This window comes from Mucilaginibacter sp. P4_C11 (assembly GCF_056402115.1).
This window is the reverse complement of sequence record NZ_JBFUIA010000003.1, coordinates 194,397-214,146: the sequence shown is the minus strand read 5'-3', so window position 1 is coordinate 214,146 and position 19,750 is coordinate 194,397. Positions and strand designations below refer to the sequence as shown.

At 43.7% G+C, this 19,750-nt stretch carries 16 protein-coding genes; 7 read left to right on the top strand and 9 right to left on the bottom strand.

Features of this window, described 5'->3' with window-relative positions:
* Nucleotides 1-10 precede the first annotated feature (10 nt).
* Nucleotides 11-1,933 carry an ABC-F family ATP-binding cassette domain-containing protein gene (locus AC1DU2_RS04145; protein WP_477360641.1) on the bottom strand — a complete coding sequence of 641 codons (1,923 nt, stop codon included), beginning with the start codon at nucleotides 1,931-1,933 and terminating at the stop codon, nucleotides 11-13.
* A 136-nt stretch (nucleotides 1,934-2,069) separates the two neighbouring features.
* On the bottom strand, nucleotides 2,070-2,840 hold the full coding sequence (locus tag AC1DU2_RS04140; protein ID WP_477360639.1) for an SGNH/GDSL hydrolase family protein: 771 nt from the start codon (nucleotides 2,838-2,840) through the stop codon (nucleotides 2,070-2,072).
* A 168-nt stretch (nucleotides 2,841-3,008) separates the two neighbouring features.
* Between AC1DU2_RS04140 and AC1DU2_RS04135 the strand changes: the two genes are divergently transcribed.
* A complete protein-coding gene (locus tag AC1DU2_RS04135; RefSeq protein WP_477382923.1) occupies nucleotides 3,009-4,052 on the top strand; it encodes a quinone-dependent dihydroorotate dehydrogenase in 1,044 nt (347 codons plus the stop codon).
* A 59-nt stretch (nucleotides 4,053-4,111) separates the two neighbouring features.
* On the opposite strand, the gene AC1DU2_RS04130 is transcribed toward AC1DU2_RS04135, so the two are convergent.
* The 5 genes from AC1DU2_RS04130 to AC1DU2_RS04110 all read right to left on the bottom strand — a co-directional run bounded on the left by AC1DU2_RS04130 (nucleotide 4,112) and on the right by AC1DU2_RS04110 (nucleotide 10,354).
* Nucleotides 4,112-5,959: a UbiD family decarboxylase gene (locus AC1DU2_RS04130; protein WP_477360635.1), complete on the bottom strand. Its 1,848-nt coding sequence runs from the start codon at nucleotides 5,957-5,959 to the stop codon at nucleotides 4,112-4,114.
* Nucleotides 5,960-6,107: 148 nt separating this feature from the next.
* Entirely contained in the window at nucleotides 6,108-7,409 is a 1,302-nt protein-coding gene (locus AC1DU2_RS04125; RefSeq protein ID WP_477382922.1) for a M16 family metallopeptidase, read from the bottom strand.
* Between the two features lie 100 nt (nucleotides 7,410-7,509).
* Nucleotides 7,510-8,883: a M16 family metallopeptidase gene (locus AC1DU2_RS04120; RefSeq protein ID WP_477382921.1), complete on the bottom strand. Its 1,374-nt coding sequence runs from the start codon at nucleotides 8,881-8,883 to the stop codon at nucleotides 7,510-7,512.
* A 129-nt stretch (nucleotides 8,884-9,012) separates the two neighbouring features.
* A complete protein-coding gene (locus AC1DU2_RS04115) occupies nucleotides 9,013-9,477 on the bottom strand; it encodes an N-acetyltransferase family protein (RefSeq protein WP_477360629.1) in 465 nt (154 codons plus the stop codon).
* Entirely contained in the window at nucleotides 9,467-10,354 is an 888-nt protein-coding gene (locus AC1DU2_RS04110; RefSeq protein ID WP_477360627.1) for a LysR family transcriptional regulator, read from the bottom strand. The genes AC1DU2_RS04115 and AC1DU2_RS04110 overlap by 11 nt, the downstream gene beginning before the upstream one ends.
* 123 nt (nucleotides 10,355-10,477) lie before the next feature.
* On the opposite strand from AC1DU2_RS04110, the gene AC1DU2_RS04105 reads away from it, so the two are divergent.
* The 4 genes from AC1DU2_RS04105 (at nucleotide 10,478) to AC1DU2_RS04090 (ending at nucleotide 12,709) form a co-directional block, all read left to right on the top strand.
* Nucleotides 10,478-10,870: a rhodanese-like domain-containing protein gene (locus AC1DU2_RS04105; protein WP_477382920.1), complete on the top strand. Its 393-nt coding sequence runs from the start codon at nucleotides 10,478-10,480 to the stop codon at nucleotides 10,868-10,870.
* Nucleotides 10,871-10,996: 126 nt separating this feature from the next.
* The gene (locus AC1DU2_RS04100; RefSeq protein WP_477382919.1) at nucleotides 10,997-11,833 is read left to right on the top strand and encodes a sulfite exporter TauE/SafE family protein; all 837 of its coding nucleotides are present in this window, start codon (nucleotides 10,997-10,999) and stop codon (nucleotides 11,831-11,833) included.
* Nucleotides 11,834-12,045: 212 nt separating this feature from the next.
* On the top strand, nucleotides 12,046-12,426 hold the full coding sequence (locus AC1DU2_RS04095) for a DUF1634 domain-containing protein (protein ID WP_477360621.1): 381 nt from the start codon (nucleotides 12,046-12,048) through the stop codon (nucleotides 12,424-12,426).
* 52 nt (nucleotides 12,427-12,478) lie between these two features.
* Nucleotides 12,479-12,709: a KTSC domain-containing protein gene (locus AC1DU2_RS04090; RefSeq protein WP_477382918.1), complete on the top strand. Its 231-nt coding sequence runs from the start codon at nucleotides 12,479-12,481 to the stop codon at nucleotides 12,707-12,709.
* Between the two features lie 103 nt (nucleotides 12,710-12,812).
* On the opposite strand, the gene AC1DU2_RS04085 is transcribed toward AC1DU2_RS04090, so the two are convergent.
* Entirely contained in the window at nucleotides 12,813-15,251 is a 2,439-nt protein-coding gene (locus AC1DU2_RS04085; RefSeq protein WP_477382917.1) for a TonB-dependent receptor domain-containing protein, read from the bottom strand.
* Between the two features lie 277 nt (nucleotides 15,252-15,528).
* On the opposite strand from AC1DU2_RS04085, the gene AC1DU2_RS04080 reads away from it, so the two are divergent.
* Nucleotides 15,529-16,842 carry an alpha/beta hydrolase gene (locus AC1DU2_RS04080; RefSeq protein ID WP_477382916.1) on the top strand — a complete coding sequence of 438 codons (1,314 nt, stop codon included), beginning with the start codon at nucleotides 15,529-15,531 and terminating at the stop codon, nucleotides 16,840-16,842.
* Nucleotides 16,843-17,129: 287 nt separating this feature from the next.
* Here the strand turns inward: AC1DU2_RS04080 and AC1DU2_RS04075 are convergent, their stop codons facing one another.
* Complete coding sequence (locus AC1DU2_RS04075) at nucleotides 17,130-17,600, bottom strand: DinB family protein (RefSeq protein ID WP_477382915.1); 471 nt, start codon at nucleotides 17,598-17,600, stop codon at nucleotides 17,130-17,132.
* A gap of 88 nt (nucleotides 17,601-17,688) precedes the next feature.
* On the opposite strand from AC1DU2_RS04075, the gene AC1DU2_RS04070 reads away from it, so the two are divergent.
* A complete protein-coding gene (locus AC1DU2_RS04070) occupies nucleotides 17,689-19,473 on the top strand; it encodes a DUF885 domain-containing protein (protein ID WP_477382914.1) in 1,785 nt (594 codons plus the stop codon).
* Nucleotides 19,474-19,750: the final 277 nt, after the last annotated feature.

Genomic DNA, 19,750 nt, shown 5'->3' with positions numbered 1-19,750 from the left:
TATGTAATACTTACGCTTCCAGTTCCAAAATTTGCTCAGCCAAAGTTTCCCATTTTTGCTGAATTTGTTTCAGCTCGGCTTGCTTTTGGTTGTAAGCGGCATTGGTTTCTTTTAGCTTTTGGCTATCAGTGTATATTTTTGTATCGGCCAGTTTGGTTTCAAATTCTTTCACTGTTTTATCAAGCGCAGCAATTTGATCTTCCATTTTAGCCAGGTCCTGGTTCAGTTTTTTCAACTGCTGATGCTTGTTTTCGCTATGCTGTTGTTTAGCGGGCTCGGGTTTCTTTTCCTCTTTTTTAGGTTGAGGTGCAGGTGCTACGGCTTTTGGCTCTAACTTGCGTTTAGCATTCCACTCATCATACTCGGCGTAAGTGCCCGGGTATTGTTTAATTTTCTGGTCCTCAATAAACCAAATTTTATTAGCCACATTATCCAGGAAGTACCTATCGTGAGATACTACAATAACAGTACCTTCATACTGTTGCAAGGCCTGTATCAATATGTTAACAGATGCCATATCCAGGTGATTGGTAGGCTCATCCAGTACTAAAAAGTTAGCATCGGCAGTAAGGGCCTTTGCCAGCGCCACGCGCGATTTTTCACCACCCGATAGTACTTTGATCTTTTTAAACACATCATCGCCGGTAAACAAAAAGGAACCTAATATGGAGCGCAGCTCTGTATCTGTATGCTTTGGTGCAAATGATTGTAATTCCTGCAATATCTGGTGTTCCAGGTGCAAGCTCTCTAACTGGTGCTGGGCAAAAAAGGTTTGGGTAACGTTATGGCCTGTTACAGCTGTACCTTCAAACTCTTTATCAGCACCTGCCACAATACGCAGCAAGGTAGATTTACCTTTACCGTTGGCACCTATCAGCGCAATTTTATCGCCTTTTTCAATAATTGCTTCGGCATCATTTAAAATATCAATAGCCGGGTATTTTTTGGTGATGTGCTCCAAAGTAGTTACGTGGCGACCAGATTGCCTGCTGAATTTGAAACTGAAGTTAACCTCCGGGTTATCATCATCAACATCATCAACACGTTCCAGTTTATCCAGCATCTTGATACGCGATTGCGCCATTTTTGCCTTGGATGCCTTAGCACGGAAACGTTCAATTAAACGCTCCTCCTGTTTTATTTTTGATTGCTGGTTTTTAAACTCGCCACGCTGAATTTCGGCGCGTAATGCTTTTTCTTCCAGGTAGAAAGTATAGTTACCCGCGTACACGTTCAGTTTACCTTTACGCGATTCAACCGTTCGGTTAATAACCTTATCTAAAAACCACCTATCGTGCGATACGATGATGATGGCGCCGTTAAAGGCCTTCAAATAATCTTCCAGCCACTGGATAGACGGTAAATCCAGGTGGTTGGTAGGCTCATCCAGTAACAAAATGTCTGGTGCCTGTAACAGGATTTTGGCCAGCATTACCCGCATACGCCATCCGCCCGAAAAGGTGCTGAGCTTGCGTTCGCATTCTGCTTCGGTAAAGCCCAAACCGGCTAAAATTTCGTGTGCTTTGTATTCAATGTTATAACCGTCAAGCGCTTCAAACTCATGCTGCTTATCGCTCAGTTTGTTAATCAGGTCTTCGGTATAATCTGTTTCGAGTTTTTTAAGTAAAACCTCTATCTCGTCGTGCAGCTGGTTTTGGCGCTCAAAAGCTTCCATGGCCACATGCACAATATTTTTATCAGATGAGTATGACAGCAAATCCTGGTTAAGGTAACCCATAGTAAGGTCCTTAGCCATTGATATGGTGCCCGATGTAGGTTTATAGTCGCCTACAATAATTTTCAGAAGGGTAGTTTTACCTGTTCCATTGGCACCTATTAAACCAATTTTTTCACCAGGTTTTATATGCCAGTTGGCTTCATCATAAAGGGCCCGCGCACCAATCTCAAACGTAAGGTTATTTATAGCAATCATTTGGGCGCAAAGATACGGTTTTTGAGCCGAAAGCAGAAGCGTTAAGGTTGTACGTTTTACGTGATACGTTATACGTGTAATTCAAAGGCCAAGACGTATCACGTATCACGTAAAACGTATAACGTATAACGTTCCCCTACGCTCCCACCGCTTTCAGCCACGTTTGAGCCATCAGGGCTTCGCCGGCTACACTCGGGTGTACGCCGTCGCGGTTCCAGTAGGTGGCAGGGGCAATTTTCTCGGCTTTATCAAATGCCGACTGATAGGGTACAAAAACGGCGTCATATTGCTCTGCAACATCTTTAGCGGCCTTGCGGTATAAATCGAAAGCAGGGTACCATTTATCATCCACCGCTTTAACGCCTTTTTCGGCAAAGGGCTCGCAAATAACAATTTTAATATCGGGCAGGGCAGCTTTGGTACGGTCAATCAGCTTTTTATAGTCGGCAATATAGGTATCTATAGTACCTGTGTAGCCATTGGTAAGGGTATGCCAAAAATCGTTTACGCCTATGTGAATGCTTAGTACATTGGGTTTTAGTGCCAGGCAATCGGTATCCCAGCGTTCGGCCAGCTGGTATACTTTATTGCCGCTAACACCTTTATTATAAATTTTTAGGTTTTTATCGGCATGGTTAAGCAGTAGCTGCGATGCGGTGATAAGCGCGTACCCCGATCCTAAGGCGCTGGTTGTATTAAATTCGGTACTGTTATGGTCGCGGCCCCAATCGGTAATGGAATCGCCCTGGAAAAGCACCACATCGCCGGTATTAAAACTGATTTTTTTTGATGGCTTTTCGTCAGCTAATGCCGAAGACACAATGGCTGGGATTCCCATAACAGCAAGGCTGCCTACAGATGCCGTTTTTAAAAAATTACGACGATTGGGTTTAAAAATATTATTCATAAATGGTTTGATAGATTTGATTTTGGATTTCCGAATTTACTGATTTACCCGGCTTTTTTAAACTTTGTTAAATTTTGTACCAGCATTTGCCGTATTACTATAGGCTGCCGGTTTAATTTTCATAAAATTCTGGTTTATACAGCTATCAGTATTTGTTAACTTCGCGCCATGTATTTTTTATTAAAACCCATCCTGTTTCAGTTCGATCCCGAAAAAGTACATTACTTTGTAACCCGCAATTTAAAGCGCTTTAACCGTTTTCCGGGTGGCGCGGCATTAAGCCGGGCTATATGGGATGTAAACAACCCGCGACTGGAGCGTGAGGTGTTTGGCCTTAAATTTAAAAATCCTGTTGGCCTTGCCGCCGGCTTTGATAAAAATGCCGAACTGATGGGCGAAATGGCCAACATTGGCTTTGGCTTTGTAGAGATTGGCACCGTTACCCCACTGCCCCAGCCAGGCAACCCGCAGCCACGCATGTTCCGCCTGCCTGCCGATGCCGCGCTCATTAACCGCATGGGCTTTAACAATTTTGGAGTTGATGTAGCAGCCGAACGGATAGCAACCTTCCGCAAAAATGCCAAAGGCGCGCAACGGAGCCTGATCATAGGCGGTAACATTGGCAAAAATAAGGTTACCCCTAATGAAGATGCCGTAAGTGATTATATCAAATGCTTCGACCGTCTTTTTGATGTGGTTGATTATTTTGTGGTGAATGTAAGTTCGCCCAATACGCCCGGCCTGCGCGAGCTGCAGGAAAAAGAACCTTTAATGAACCTGCTGAACACCCTACAGCAACGTAATTCAAAAAATGGCATCAGCAGGCCTATCCTGCTTAAAATAGCACCAGACCTTACAGATTCACAGCTGGATGATATTGTAGAGATTGTACAGCAAACCGGCATTGCAGGGCTTATAGCTACCAATACAACCATCAGCAGGGAGAATTTAAATTCGCCAGCCACCTTAAAAGACGAAATGGGCGGGCTAAGCGGCATACCGCTAACCAAACGCTCAACCGAGGTTATCAGCTATATTCATAAAAAATCAAACGGATCTTTCCCGATAATTGGAGTGGGCGGCATACACTCTGCCGATGACGCTATCGAAAAACTAAATGCAGGCGCATCATTAGTGCAGCTTTATACAGGTTTTATTTACGAAGGACCAGGGTTGATTGGAAGGATAAACAGGAAACTTCTTTCGAAGTAGTTTAGTACTAAACTTTCTGAGTAATATTGAATTTAAAGGGATTGAGGGTGCAATTCCCCTTAAATAATGCCATGCAAAGCCCCGCCAACCCTTCCCATTTTATCAACCAGTTTTTCAACTTCCGGGTCGCGCTCCAATACAGGTGCGTGGTGGGGTTTTATGCGTGCGTCAATAATGAGCGGCCCCGTGCAGCCCCAGTGTTTGTGTTCGGTAAAACTGCCTATGCCATAAATATCATGCGATGGGTTGCTGCGTGTAAATGTTACCCATACAAAGTTATTGATGCTGGCTGCCGCAAAGGCTGCGTCATCGCACAGAACCATAAGCGCCAGGCCACCCAATTCATCTTCTTCCCCCTTTAAACGATACTCAATAATGCTGATAACATTATCGATATCCCTATGATTTATGTGCCTGGGCACTTCAACCATCAATACGCCGGGCATAGCCATCCTGATATTGGTTATCGGCCTCGGCAAATCAAACCATGATGGTAATGCTGTCCACAGCTCGCGCTTAATGTTACCGGCTACGGTGATAGCTACCTTACTGCCTGTATTCAGTCCGTCGCCGCTGTAGTCAAGGGTATCAATGGTGGTGCGGGTGTAAAAATGCAGGTCGCGGGTAAAATCAACACGTTGCAGCATATGGTGCAGAAATCCTTCTATATTATTTACATCCAGGTTCGGGTCATCTTCCTGTGCAGCTATCAGCAGGTATTTTGCAAGGCTTAACTGGCTTTTACCTAAAATATGGTTGGCAATGGTCAATATCTCCTGCGGTTTACGTTCTTTGACATAAGGGGTATAACGCTCGCTACCGGTTGCAAATAGTAATGGGTGAACACCTGCCGCATCAACGGCGTTAACGGCATGCAGGCCCGGAATTTCTTTCGGTAGCGCTGCCCCGCTAATCTCGTGTATCAATGCCCCAAAACTGGTATCCTCCTGCGGTGGGCGGCCTACTACCGTGAACGACCAGATGGCGTCCTTACGGTGGTATACATTGTGCACTTTTAATAATGGAAAATCGTGAGCCAGGCTGTAATAACCCAGGTGATCGCCAAAAGGGCCTTCCGGTTTATTTTCCATTGGCATCACGGTGCCTGTTATCACAAAATCGGCATCCGATGAAATACAGAAACCCTCGTCATCATAAAAATACCGGAAACGGCGGTTGCCCAAAGCTCCTGCAAACGTCATTTCGGATAAACCTTCGGGCAGCGGCATAACAGCAGCTACCGGGTGACTTGGCGGGCCACCTACAAAAATGCTCACCTTTAAAGGCTGGCCTTTTGCATTGGCTTTAGTTTGGTGAACGCCTATGCCGCGGTGCAGCTGGTAATGCAAGCCTATCTCTTTATTCAAAATATAATCGTTACCGGCAAGCTGTATACGGTACATGCCCAGGTTGGCATTCATAATGCCCGGTTTATCGGCATCTTCGGTATATACCTGTGGCATGGTTACAAAGGGGCCGCCATCCATAGGCCAGTTTACTATCTGCGGGATATCGCTGATAGTACATTTGCCAAAGTTTACAGGGGCACTGCTGCCACTACCTTTCATGGGCAATGCCGATAAGGCCGTAAGCGCCACATTAGCGTATTTGAATGGATTTTTAATTGCCTTAATCGGGTCGTTTTTTAATTCGACGAGCGTTTTAATCTTCTCCAGCGTGTCCCGGAAGATAAATTTAGACCGCTCCAGCGTACCAAATAGATTAGATATCGCCGGAAACTTGCTCCCCTTTACATTTTCGAAAAGGATAGCCGGTCCCTGGTTTTCAAACACCCGCAGGTGTATGGCCGCCATTTGTAAATGAGGATCAACTTCCTCTTTAATCCGCACCAAATGACCATGTTTCTCCAGGTCGGCAATACAAGCCTGTAAACTCTTATAACCCATCGCGCAAAGGTAGTCATTAGGTCATTTGTTGCACGTCATTAGGTCATTGAATATTTTCGATTAATGAAACAATCTCAATTACAACGATTCAATTAATGACCCAATGACCCAATGACCCAATGACCCAATGACCCAATGACCCAATGACTCAATGAACAGTCATCCTAAACGCGGCATCAGCTTCTTCGGCTTTTTTCAGGTCGCCTAAGTAGCTCCAGCGCAGGCCGACGATATATTTTTGCATGGCGTCATTTATCTGGGTAACGGTTACGTTTTCGATGGCTTTGGGCAGGTCTTCGGCAAGTTGCCAGCCGCCCAAAATTTCGGCAATGCCCAGGCTACCGGTTATAGAGGCGGTGCTTTGTTGTTTGATATAGTTTGAGGTTATAAAACTGCTTTTTATCCGCTTAAGGCCTTCGGGGCTTAGCCCGTAGCTTAATACTTTGTTCAGTTGCTGGTTCATGGCTGTTACAGCCTCCTTAGGGCTGGTTGTACTTACATACATCAGCGCATAGGGCATATGCTGCATTACCGAATAGGTACCCGGATCATATGACAGGTTTAGCTTGGTGCGCAATTCGCTGAATAACGACCCTCCGAGTGCTGAAATGCCTACACGGTAAGCCACATAATCCGGGCTGTTGAATGTTGGTCCGTTCATGATAGCGTCTATATAGTTGGTTTGCAGGTTGCGGTCTTCTTTAACCACTTTGTAATCGTTCCATGTTGGCTCGTGTAAGGCAACCGGTGTGTATGGTGCCGATGGCAGGTTGGCAAACGATGCCTTTATTTTGGCAATAAGTACCTCTTTGCTGATTTTACCGGCCACTACAATAAACATCCTGTTTTTATTGAAGATGGAGGCGTAATAATTTTTAATATCGGCAGCTGTTAATTTGCTCAGTATCTCTTCGGTGCCATCAGGATCGGTAGCGTAAGGGGTACCTTCAAAGGCGCTTTGCAAAACCAATTGCTCTGCACGTTTATCGGGGTTTGATTGATCTTCGCGCATTTTGGCCACTATTTTGCTCCGCAACAATTCTACCTCGCCCGCTTCAAAAACCGGGTTTACTACCGATTCGGTAAATAAGTCCCAACCCTCGTTAAAATATTTGGTGATGCATTGCATCTGGATATTACCATAATCATATTCGCCCTCCGAGGCCACGTCGATGCCGTAAACATCGGCTCTGTCGCGGTATACGTTGCCCGAATATTTTTTGGTGCCACACTCGGTGGTAGCTTCCAGCGCGAATTTTTCAATACCCGCCTGGCTGGCCGGATAATTGGTTACGCCGCCGCGGTAAAACATGCGCACGTTGATAATATCTTTTAGCGTAGGCTTAAAAATTACCTTTATCCCATCCACATCAAACGATGTTGTTTCTGACTGGGCCATAACAGACAGGCTTCCGCAGATAAACAGTATGGCAGTTAGTATCTTTTTCATTAGTGATAAATAGTTTGGAAGTTAAAAATCTGTAGTCGGTAAGATGAATCAAAAGCTTTAAGAAAACTCACAACTTAAAACTCAATACTCGTGACTTCATTTAGTTTGATGCGTTGAAAAAAGTTTTAGGGTTTACCTGGCTTGCCAGTTCGGGGTTAATGAGCATGCCCGCACAGTAGGGTTTGTTTTTAATGTACTTGCGCACATAGTTTTGCAAATCGGCACGGGTTACCTGGTTTAGCCGCGTGTTGTAGGTGGTATAATAATCTAACGATGCTGATGACCACCAGAACGATAATACCTGTACAAAATCCGAGGCTACCTCTTCTTCCTGTATCTTTAAAATGCCCAGCTTTTGTTTAGATGTAGTAATTTGTTCGTCGGTAACGTAATCGTCCTTATCCATTAATTCCAGCTGCCGCTTTACCTCGGCCATGCATTCCTTAATTTTATTGGGATTGGGTACTACAAATAAAGTAATAGGCCCAACGTGGCTTAGCGTTAAATAACTGATACTTACATCAAGCGCCAGCCCCGATTGTACCAGCGCCTTTTTAAGGGTTGATGAATTTTGATTTAAGATGTAACTGAATACATCCGCGGCGTAGGTTGATTGTACATCGTTACGCGTATCGGGGCCCTGCCAGTCAATCATAATCAGTGGTACATTGCTCAGTGCCGACTCTGCTATAAAATAATCGGGCTTTACCAGCGGCTTGAATTCGGGTATCGGCCATTTTTTAAACGGGTCAAACTTTGATGGTTTCCAGCTGCCATAAATGGCCTCCACCTTTTTAAAAACATCTTCGTGTTCCACATCGCCGACAACGGTTAGCAGGGAGTTATTTGGATAATAGTATTTGTTTTTGATCGAATCCATCAAATCGGGCGTAGCCGAGCGGATGACATCGTGGTTACCTATAGCATTTTTTCGGCTGTACAAATCGCCCCACATGTGATGGTCCATAGCATCGCTCAAAGCATATGTCGGGCTCGATTCCTGGCGTTGAAACTCACCATCCACAACCACGTTTTCCCTCGCCATCTCTTCGGCGTTAAAGGAGGGGTAGCGAATGGCCGAATTCATAAAACCAAGGCCCTGGTTTAGGTTAAACTTGGGCAGGGTGAAATAATAGTTCACGTTTTCATAAGTAGTCGATCCATTAAACTGCATCCCCAGTTCGCTTACACGGTCCAAAAAATCTTCCTGGTTTTTATAGTCTTTATTGGCTTTAAAAAACATGTGTTCATATAAATGGCTTAGCCCGTTAAATTTGGACGTTTCGGTATATGAACCATTTTTGGTAGTTATCATAATGGTAGCCAGGGGTACGCTATTATCCTCAACAACCAATACATCCAGGCCATTGGGTAGCTTTTTTAAAAACATATTGGCCGGTAGTTTTAGTTGGGCAAAAAGCAGGGCGGGTAGTAATGCAGATAGAATGGTAAGCAGGCAAGCTTTCTTGTTCATGTATTTAATGTTAAAGGGCTTAAAATAACAAAACAAATTAATCACTATTGTATTATCCCTGTTATATATTAAAATATTGCATCGTTTAATTGAGTAAGAAAAGTGTTGTTGATAATGACAATTGAGCTGCTAACGTAGTTTTAAACTAAACCTTACCTTTTGGGCTGAAGAAGCCCTGTTTTTATGGTAAAACCGAATTGCGGGCTCATTAAACGAAGGCGTTTGCCATTGAATATTAATGCAATTATGCGTGGTAGCTATGGTGGTGAGTAGCTGGATTATTTCGGTGCCAATTCCGCGGCCGCGTGTTGGCTCGCGCAGGAACAGGCAATCCATGTACATAAAATCGGCTGCATCCCAGGTAGAGTAATCAAAAGTATAAGAAACAAAGCCAACTAATTCATGGCCAATGGCAACCACCTGGCAATATAGTTTTACGGGCTGCTGAAACAATGCTTTATAAAGATTCTCTTTTTTTCCATCGGGAGTAAATGCTGCGCGTTCAAAATCGGTATGCTCCTGCATCATTATTAAAAGTTCATCCAGGTCTGTGGGTTCAACGGGGCGAATAATATGATCGGTGTTATTTTTCAAGTTCTTCTTTTAGGTTTTTAATAAAATCCTGTAAATATTTTTTACCCGCATCTTCATGCCTGATGGCAGCATAATTGGCACGAACCAGGCCTTTTGCCCCAATCTTAACAATGGCCAAATCAGGCGACGAAACAAATGCTTTCAACGCCCATTTTGGTAAAGTCATGATACCCATGCCGGCTTTAACCATAGCCAGGGCACCTTCGGTAATTGGCATGGCGATCATGTTTTTGGGCGATATTTTTTTGTGCCTTAAAAAATGTTGGTGTACGGTAACAGTCTCTAAAGGGTAGGAGTGGATGATCAGTGTTTCATCCATAAAGTCATCCTCGCTGATGAACTTTTTGTTGGTCAGTCGATGACCTGCCGGTAAAATCGCCACAACCTCGTCTTTAAATAATTCAACATATTTAATGCTTTTGTTATCCCATGGGTCGGTAGTAATGGCCAGGTCAAGCTCGTTGTCAAGTAGCTTTTGAAGTGGCTTATGAGTACCCTCCATTATAATTTTCACTTCCAGGCTGGGGTACAACATTTTCATCCTCACCATAAAGCCTGGCAGCCAGTGGTAAGTAGTTAAGCATTCGGTACTCAGGCGGATGGTGCCGGCATGGCCCTGCCGCATGTTGTTGATGCGCAGGGTAGCTTTATCTATTTCTGCAAGTACTTTTTCAGCTGTTTCATACAGTATCTTCCCTTCTTCGGTAAGCTCCCATTGGTTTTTGGTGCGATAAAAGATTTTAGCTCCCAGTCGTTCTTCAATATCGCGCAGTTGATGGCTTACTGCCGATTGTGTTAAAAATAGCTTATCGAGCGATTTTGTGATCCCTTTTTCATCGGCAATGGTTTTAATTAAGCGGAGGTGCCTGGTTTCCATAGGGTAAATATACATAAGTTGCCAACACCGGGATATGTATATTATACATGCGCGCATGCTGCAATTCTCATACAAATTCACCCAAAACGAGCCCTACCTTTGAATCAATCAAAACAAACAAATATGAACGCAACAATTAATCACTATCAAAACAAACTCTCGTTTGAAATGGATCCGTCCGACCTTTTTTCGGCACTCGAAGCCAAAGCAAACGTCATTGTAATAGATGCCCGTAAAGATTTTGCCTTTTTAAAAGAACATATCCCCGGTGCAATTAACCTTAATCATCGCGATGTGAATGAGCAAACCACCGCGGGTTTCGACAAGAATGCCTTGTATGTAACTTACTGCGATGGCATAGGCTGCAACGCATCTACCAAAGGTGCATTAAACATGGCAAAGCTTGGTTTTAACGTGCGCGAACTAATAGGCGGTATTGAATGGTGGAAATTTGATGGCTACGAAACGGAGGGGACGCACCAAACAGCCGGCCTTCAAATACAATGTGCATGCTGATGAATTGACAAGCAGATGCACTAAAATGTTAAAAAAAATGGTGCATTTGCTTACATGTGTGGAAAGCCGGTTATGTTTATCTAAAAAAGTTATTGCTACTTTCGCAGTTCAATACTACTGCAAATTATGTCGGTAATTGTACTAACGCTTATTATACTTATCGGCTCGTATTTTGCGGGATTGCTGGGCTCATTAACCGGCCTGGGCGGGGGAGTGGTTATTATTCCTTTGCTTACCTTGCTGTTGAAAGTAGATATTCATTACGCCATCGGCGCATCGCTGGTATCTGTAATTGCAACATCGTCGGGCTCGGCGGCGGCTTATGTTAAAGAGGGTATTACCAACATCAGGCTGGGTATGTTTTTGGAGATAGCTACTACTGCCGGTGCCATGGTAGGTGCGCTGATAGCGGTTTATATCCCTACCCATTTTATTGCCATCTTATTCGGGGTTATCCTTATACTTTCGGCCATCATGTCGTTAAAGAAAAAGGTTGAATCTGTAAACCAGGAACCCAGTGTACTGGCCGAAAAACTGAAGCTGAACAGCACTTATCCAACCGCCAATGGTTCGGTTGCCTATAAAGTAAAAAACGTAGGCGGCGGTTTTTTTATGATGATGTTTGCAGGCACTATCTCCGGTTTGTTAGGCATAGGATCGGGCGCTTTAAAGGTACTGGCAATGGATACCATTATGCGTATCCCCTTTAAAGTATCAACCACAACAAGCAATTTTATGATAGGTGTTACCGCCGCGGCAAGCGCGGTAGTTTACCTGCAACGCGGATATATTGACCCCGGATTATCCATGCCCGTGGCCATAGGTGTTTTATTAGGTGCGCTAAGCGGCTCGAAAATACTGGTACATACCAGCTCATCAGGCTGGCTGCGCTGGGTTTTTGCCGTAGTTGTAACCTTTTTAGCATCACAAATGATATATAACGGATTTACGGGGAAGATATAGTCATTCCGCTTCGCTGTCATTTTGCTGCGCAGTCATTAGTCATTGGTATCTGCATAGTTTGTGAAAATAGGTTGAACTAATTAAAACAATAAAAGGTGAGGTCAATTCCCACTAATGACTAATGACTAATGACTAATGACTAATGACTAATGACTAATGACTAATGACTAATGACTAATGACTAATGACTAATGACTAATGACTAATGACTAATGACTAAATTTAAGGATACCGACATGCAAGCCATTATAGGCTGGATATTACGCGCGGGGGTATTTATATCCATGAGCGTGGTGTTTATAGGTGGGGCGCTATACTTGTACAGGCACGGGCAAACCCATGTAGATTATAGCACCTTTAAAGGTGTGCCCGATTTTGTGGGTAGCGTGGGCGGTATTGTGCATGGTATTTTTACCGGCAGGGGCCGTGCCATTATCCAGGCGGGTATCATATTGTTAATAGCTACGCCTATTATACGGGTGGTGTTTTCGGCCATTGGTTTTGTGATTGAAAAGGATTATTTGTACCTGGGCATCACCATGCTGGTGTTGCTCATTATCCTGGCCAGCATGCTGAGCGGGCATGCAGGATAAAAGTATTTAAAACCTTTTTGCCTTTTGCGCATTGTATTAACTATAAAGTATTATGCAAAAGCAGGTTATGCAAAGGCAGTCGGTACAGTCATCGGCATTGAATAGCGCAGGCTACGATCCTTCTTCTAAAATATTAGAACTTGAATTTAGGGATAGCGGAGGGGTATGGCAATACTTTGGCTTTTCAAATGCTTCCTTCAAAAAGTTCATGAGTGCAGAATCATTGGGGAATTTTTTTGTTACCCAGATAAAAGGTAAATACCCTGAAATCCGGATCTGGTAGCCACAAGTGATAAGTATTTAGTCTGAAGTGCTAAGCCGGGTATCTTCTTTTTCGATTATAGCATCAGCCTTTCGGCTGAATCCTATCTTAACATCGCACTTCTTTAATTACCAGTTCTACGCTGCTCATCATCACTGCCGGTATTGTGTTTGGTGGCCGATTTAACCGATGTTTTACCAAAACGATACGAAAACCCTATTCTTAGTACCCGCGTTTCTTTTTTGTTGTATTCCGATAGGTCGATGTTTTGGTACGCGGCATGATTGCGGTCGCGATCTGTATTGAAAACATCGTTCAAATTTATTTTAATACTTGCGCGTTTGTTAAAAATACTTTTGCTTATGCCGGCATTAACCGCATAGCTTTGCTTAAGCTGGTTTACACCGTATAAGGTTGGCGATTCATACCGGCCGGTAATTTCGGCAGCTATGGTGCTGCTGATAGCGAAGGTTTGGGTACTATTGAAAATAATATCCTGCGATGCTTTATTAAAACTGCCATTAGCCGGGTATGCCTTGTAGCGCAGGTACGATGCATCTAAATTAAAATTTGCCGACCACCATTTGGTAAACTGCACAGGCGCGTAAAACGATAGGCCGTATACGTAGATATGGCCAAAGTTTTTACGCTCGGTTATGTTAACCTTGGTGGTATCGTTTTGACGGTAAACCGGAAAATCATATGCATCGTTGGTTTGGTTGTAATATAGCGTAGTGATAAAAGTATCGTTATAGGTATGCGACAACTGGATGGCATCGGTATATTCGGGTTTTAAGTTTTTGTTGCCCGACCGGTAATCATACGGATCGGTATAATATAAAAACGGGTTAATGTCCTGGTAATCGGGGCGGTGAATTCCACGGTTATAGCTGATGCCGAAAACGTTTTTCTCGTTGTAAGTATAACTTACCTGTGTTTGCGGAAACAAATTGAAATACTCATACGACGTAGTTACCCATGCTGTACTTACCGAACTTCCTTTTGAATTGGTGTTTTCGGCCCGCAAGCCGGCGGTAATATCCCATTTACCAATTTTGTTGATGTAGTTAATATATCCTGCGCTTACTTTTTCGATGTACAAAAAACGGTTGCTAAAATTAGGGTCTGCCTGATAAACGTTGCCAATTTTGGGGCCAAACGTAAGGTTGTTATCACTTTTGGCATAGTTGTATTTTGCTCCCGCCTCAATACGAGAGGCTTTGGTAAGCGGGTTTACATAGTCGGCTTTAAACGTCCAGATGCGGATACTGGAAGGCGAAATGTTTTCCAATTGCTGGGCGTCCCTATAATTGATGCCACCAGGCGTGTAAAAATTGTTGGTAATAAACTCGTTGGAGTGGCGGCTATATGTAGAGTAAGTAGCATCGGCCGAAAGCGTTTTGCCGCTTTTATCAAGCCCGGCGTTATAATTAACATTGTAATTTAAAAAACTACTGCCCCTGTCAAGGTTGGATTGTGAAATGATGATAGAGTCCAGCTTATTTTGATTGGATATTTTTAAAGTATTATCTTTTATAAATTTACTATCGGTTATAACACCGCCTACCAAAAAGCCAATACTTTGCCCGGGCGACAGCGTATAATCAATCCCCGCTTTAAAATTGTGGCTCTGCGTTTTTTGGATATTATGATAGGCTACGTTGTAGTTACTTAAAGTATCATGGTAGATGATATTCCTGTCGGTGTTAATAATGCGGGTAGTTTTATTGTCATCAAAGCTATAGTTGCCAAAAACATTAACCTTTGCCGACCGATTATTGAAAACGATACCGGCCCTGCCCTTGGCATATTTACCATACCCGGCCCCGGCAGTTAACGTACCGTTTGTGCCTATATTTTTACCCTTTTTTAGCACAATGTTGATAACGCCGCCGCCTGATGCATCGTACTTTGCCGATGTGGTACTAATAATTTCTATCTGGTCGATAGTGCTGCTTTGCATGCTGCGCAGCAGGTTGTTAAGGTCATCGCCGGTTAAATTAGTGGCGCGGCCGTCAATAGTGATAAGGGCCGGCTGCCTGCCGGTGATGCTTAATGATTCTTTATCGCCCCCCACGTGTACGCCGGGCGACTGGCGCAGTACTTCATACGCCGAATTTCCATCGGCAAGGATGCTGTTTTGTACATTAAGTACAATTTTGCCCGGCTTAACCTGTATGTAAGGCCTGCGGGCCACAACGGTTACATCTTTAAGCTGGGTGTTTGTTTGTTTAAGGGTGATGGTTGGCGCAACAAATGTTTGCCCGGCAACTAAACCAAAAGGACCTGCATAAGCTTTAGTGCTGCCTATCTGGCTTGCCAAAAGAATGTAATTGCCGGGTTTTATATTGGTTAGCTGGTACAATCCCGATTTATCGGCCAGGGTTGATTTAATGATGGCCGAATCGGCTGCCAGCATGAGCACAACAGTTGCCGCCTCGGCAGGGCTGTTGGTTTCTGTCAAAACTTTACCCTGAATTACCGAAGATCTTGTTTGGGCAAAAGAACCATAGCACACTCCGGTAAGGATCGCAAAAAAAATGCCTCCGAATAAAACCTTCATTAATAGTTGATGTAGAAATTTGCGATAAAGTAACGTTTAGAAAATGTAACGCAATATAACACAAAATACTAAACTGATAATATGATTATAATTTGTTTTTTATGATATATTAATATTGGTGTAGTCGGCTATGTTATTTATAATTTGTGTATAATGCAACAAGTGCCGGTAACAATGCTTCATCAATATAAATATAGTAAATCAATAAAAAGGAAACCGATACGATTTTTCTTAATTTCGCATCAAACCGGCAATAGCCCTTTTTGAATATCATAACATGAAAAAAGTTAGTTTTTTAGTACTGATGCTTTGTTTTGCAGGCCGCATATTTGCACAAACAGAACCGGCAAATTACAAGGTTGCACTTAACAGGTTTATACACTTGTATAATGCCAACCAGCCCGATAGCATTTTCAACTACTTTAGCCCCGAAATGAAAGCTGCCCTGCCGCTGGAAAGCTTTAAAACCACAACCTTGCAGTTAAGAGCACAAATGGGGAGCCTCGACCGTACCGACTTTGTGAAATTTGCAAGCCCGATTGCTTCGTACAAAGCAACGTTTAGCAAGGGGACTTACTTATTAAATATAGCGTTAAATGATAAAAACCAGTTTACAGGTTTGTTTTTAAAGCCGTTTGAAGGCGTACCTGCCGATGTAGCTGCTCCAGCCCCTGCTGCTGTAACATTCGCCATGGATCCATCTATCCAGGAGACACCAGTACTGGTAAAAAACCTTGCAGGCAGCATATCGGGCACTTTAGCTATGCCCAAAAATGTAACCGGCAAAATACCTGTGGTGATTATTATAGCGGGATCGGGCCCTACTGATAGGGATGGCAATAGCCCTAAATTGGGCCTGAGTACAAACGCCTATAAAATGATTGCCAATGAATTGGGAAAAAACGGAATAGCTTCGCTGCGCTATGATAAACGCCTGGTTGGCAAAAGCGTAAGTTCGACCACAGAAGACCAGTTGCGTTTTGAAGATTACGTGGAAGACGGTGTAAACCTGATTAACTTTTTAACAGACGATGAGCGTTTTTCGAGGATCATTATACTGGGGCATAGCGAAGGTTCATTGGTGGGTATGCTATCGTCAATAGACCAGCCGGTTAGAGGCTTTATATCCGTTGCCGGTGCCGGCGATTCGGCTGATAATATCCTTACCGAGCAAATGAAATCCCAGCCAACCCATATCTCAGAAGGCTTTAAACGAATGCTTGATAGTTTAAAAAAAGGCAAAACCACCGATAACATCGATCCATCCCTTTATTTTATAGCAAGACCAGGCATTCAAAAGTACCTGATGTCGTGGTTTAGGTACGATCCGACCCGCGCTATCAAGAGGCTTAAAATTCCTATACTGATAGTGCAAGGCACTACCGATTTGCAGGTAAAAGTATCCAATGCAGAAAAACTGAAGAAAGCCAAATCAGATGCCGTGCTGGAAATTATCCCCGAAATGAACCACGTTTTAAAAGAAGCGCCGGCCGATAAGGATAAAAACATGGCCACCTATAACGAACCCGATTTACCACTCAAGCCCGAATTTATAAAGGCGGTTATTAGTTTTGTGAAGAAAGTGAGGTAGCCACAAGCCCCACTCAATGTTTCGCTGAAGAGCTACTGTCTACCCACATCTTTTGAAAACGTATCAATAGATAAAAAAATTGTCATTTCGAACGAACGGGGTGGGGCCTTTGAGCGCTGGCGTGAGGAGAAATTTTGTACGCCCCCGCTCATGCCCCTGCTGCTCTATCGAAATGACAATTTTCTTTTATTAAAAGATGTGGGTACACGGTAGCCCTGAAGGGGAAGGCTTTAAAACAAATAGCCAAAATTCAACGCTTCGTTCCCCCTTCAGGGGGTTAGGGGGCCTCACCACGCTCCCAGCAACCGCCTGATCACTATAATCTCCGCCACGTGGTAAGCTGTATGGTCTGCCACCTGCAGGGCCTCGCGTAATATGTTTTGCCCGTCGCCGTGGGGTATTTTTGTAAACAAATCGCCGGTTTTAACAAGACTTACCAGCTCATTAAGGTCTTTATCAATTTGTTGAACCGAATTTTCCCAAGCCTTGTCGCTTTCTGGCCCGGTTTCTTTTGGCCAGTAACCTTCGGGCCATTTTGGCGATTGATGGTTGCCATCTTTACAAAACTCCAGCATATCCCATTGGGCAATCCGGATATGCTCTGTAAGCTGCCAAATGCTGTAAGGGAGTTTTTCGGGCTTTGCACTCCTAAGCTCTTTGGGTAAACTTTGTAATGCTTTTTTTATATCGGCGTGGGCATTGCCGCCTTGCAGCAAATGAACTATCTCGCCCACCAGTATGTTATGATTATCATTCATTATACCCAAGGTAACAAATTAGCTTAGGGTTTGATTTATTCGGCTTAAATGTTTTAAGTTTATGCGGCATTTTAATTCAAATTATCCCGTGATCAAAAACGTTTTATTAAAAATAGCACTGGCCGTTGTACTTTTCATGGTGGCTTTAACCGGTTGTAAAAAAGACAGCGCCAGCCGCGGTCCCAATTTTGCAAAAGATGATGAGGCTTTTACCATTTATGAAAATTCGTTCCTGGAAAATTTATGGAAGCTAAACTCCGATTGGGCAACCACTGCAGGGTACCATAAATATGATAGCTTGCTGTATATTCCTAACGACCAGAGCCGGGATAAAATGCTTGATTTTGCTAAAGTGCAAATGGACTCGCTGAGTCGTTTTGATGTAAACACGCTTAACGAAGGTAACCGCATTGATTACAACATGATGCAAAACCAGTTAGATTATGCGCAGTGGCAGATAAAACAATTAAAAAGCTACGAGTGGGATCCATCGTCATATAATGTGATTGGCACATTTGCCTATATACTTAACGAACACTACGCGCCATTGTCAAAACGCTTGCGCAACTTTTACCAGCGCATGTTAAATGTGCCGCTGTTTTATAAAGATGCAGAAAAGCAGATTAAAAACCCCGTAGCCGAACTGGTGAGCCTGGCCATTGAGCAAAACCTGGGCGGGGTAGATGTGATTGCAAAAGATTTCGCCGATTCGCTGCAAAAAACAACCATCCCCAAGGCCGAACAAAAACTGATGGTTGACAGGGCCGCAGTTACGGTTAAAGCCATAAAAGATTATGCTGAATGGCTGAAGAATTTAAAAAACGATCATCCCCGAAACTTCAGGCTGGGGCGCGATTTGTACGAAGATAAATTTAAGTACGAAGTTGTTGCAGCCAAAACCGCGCAGCAGGTTTACAACGCTGCTGTACAGCGTAAAAAATATGTTCATCAGCAAATGGCCAAAATCAGCAGGCAGCTTTGGCCAAAATATTTTGGTAAAAAAGTAATGCCAGCCGATAGCCTGGAAATGATAAGCCAGATGATAGATACCCTATCTGGAAATCACGTGAAGCCGGATGATTTTCAATCGGCCATTGTACAGCTGATCCCTAAGCTGAATAATTTTGTGCGGACAAAAGACCTGCTAACGCTTGATGCAACAAAGCCACTCATCATCCGCAAAGAGCCTGGCTATATGGCCGGTGTTGCCGGCGCATCCATGAGTGGCCCCGGCCCGTATGATAAAGACGGTAATTCGTACTATAACGTAGGCAGCCTTTCTGGCTGGCCTAAAGAAAAAGCAGAGAGTTACCTACGCGAGTATAACCAGTACATTATCCAGATACTGAGTATCCACGAGGCCGTTCCGGGGCATTATGTGCAGGGTGTATACGCCAACAAGGCGCCAAGTATTATAAAAGCGGTATTTGGCAATGGTGCTATGCAGGAAGGTTGGGCGGTATATGCAGAAGAAATGATGCTGAACGCCGGTTATGGCAACAACGAACCCGAAATGCTGCTCATGTGGTATAAATGGAACCTGCGATCGGTATGTAATACTATTTTAGATTATAGTGTACACAGCGGCAGCATGACTAAGGAGCAGGCCATTAAAATGCTCACCGCCGAAGCTTTTCAGCAACAGGCCGAAGCCGATGGCAAATGGAAGCGTGTAAGTGTTACCAGCGTACAGCTCACCAGCTACTACACGGGCTATAAAGAAATTACCGATTTGCGGGACGCCTACAAAGAAAAAATGGGCGATAAATACAAGCTAAAAGAGTTTAACGAAAAGTTTTTAAGCTACGGCAGCGCACCGGTAAAATTTATAAAGGATGCTATGTTGGCCAAGCAGCCAGCGAAGAAGGAGTAAAGGATACTGTTTTATGGCCAACGGAACTGCAAGGTCATTGTACCGATTGAAGCCGGATAAACCAAATTCTGTTAATTCTAAAATTCTGAAAATTCTGATTCAGAAAAAAGCGTTAGGGATAGTAGCGGATACCGGCCAATGTGCTTAAGGCCTGAGCAGTATGAGCGCACAGCCAGGGCCGAAGGCAACGCCATAAATGTGATCAAAAAAAAGATAGCCCATGAACAAAAATTCCCATGGACTATGAACCATGAGCCATTATCCATGAACTATCAAA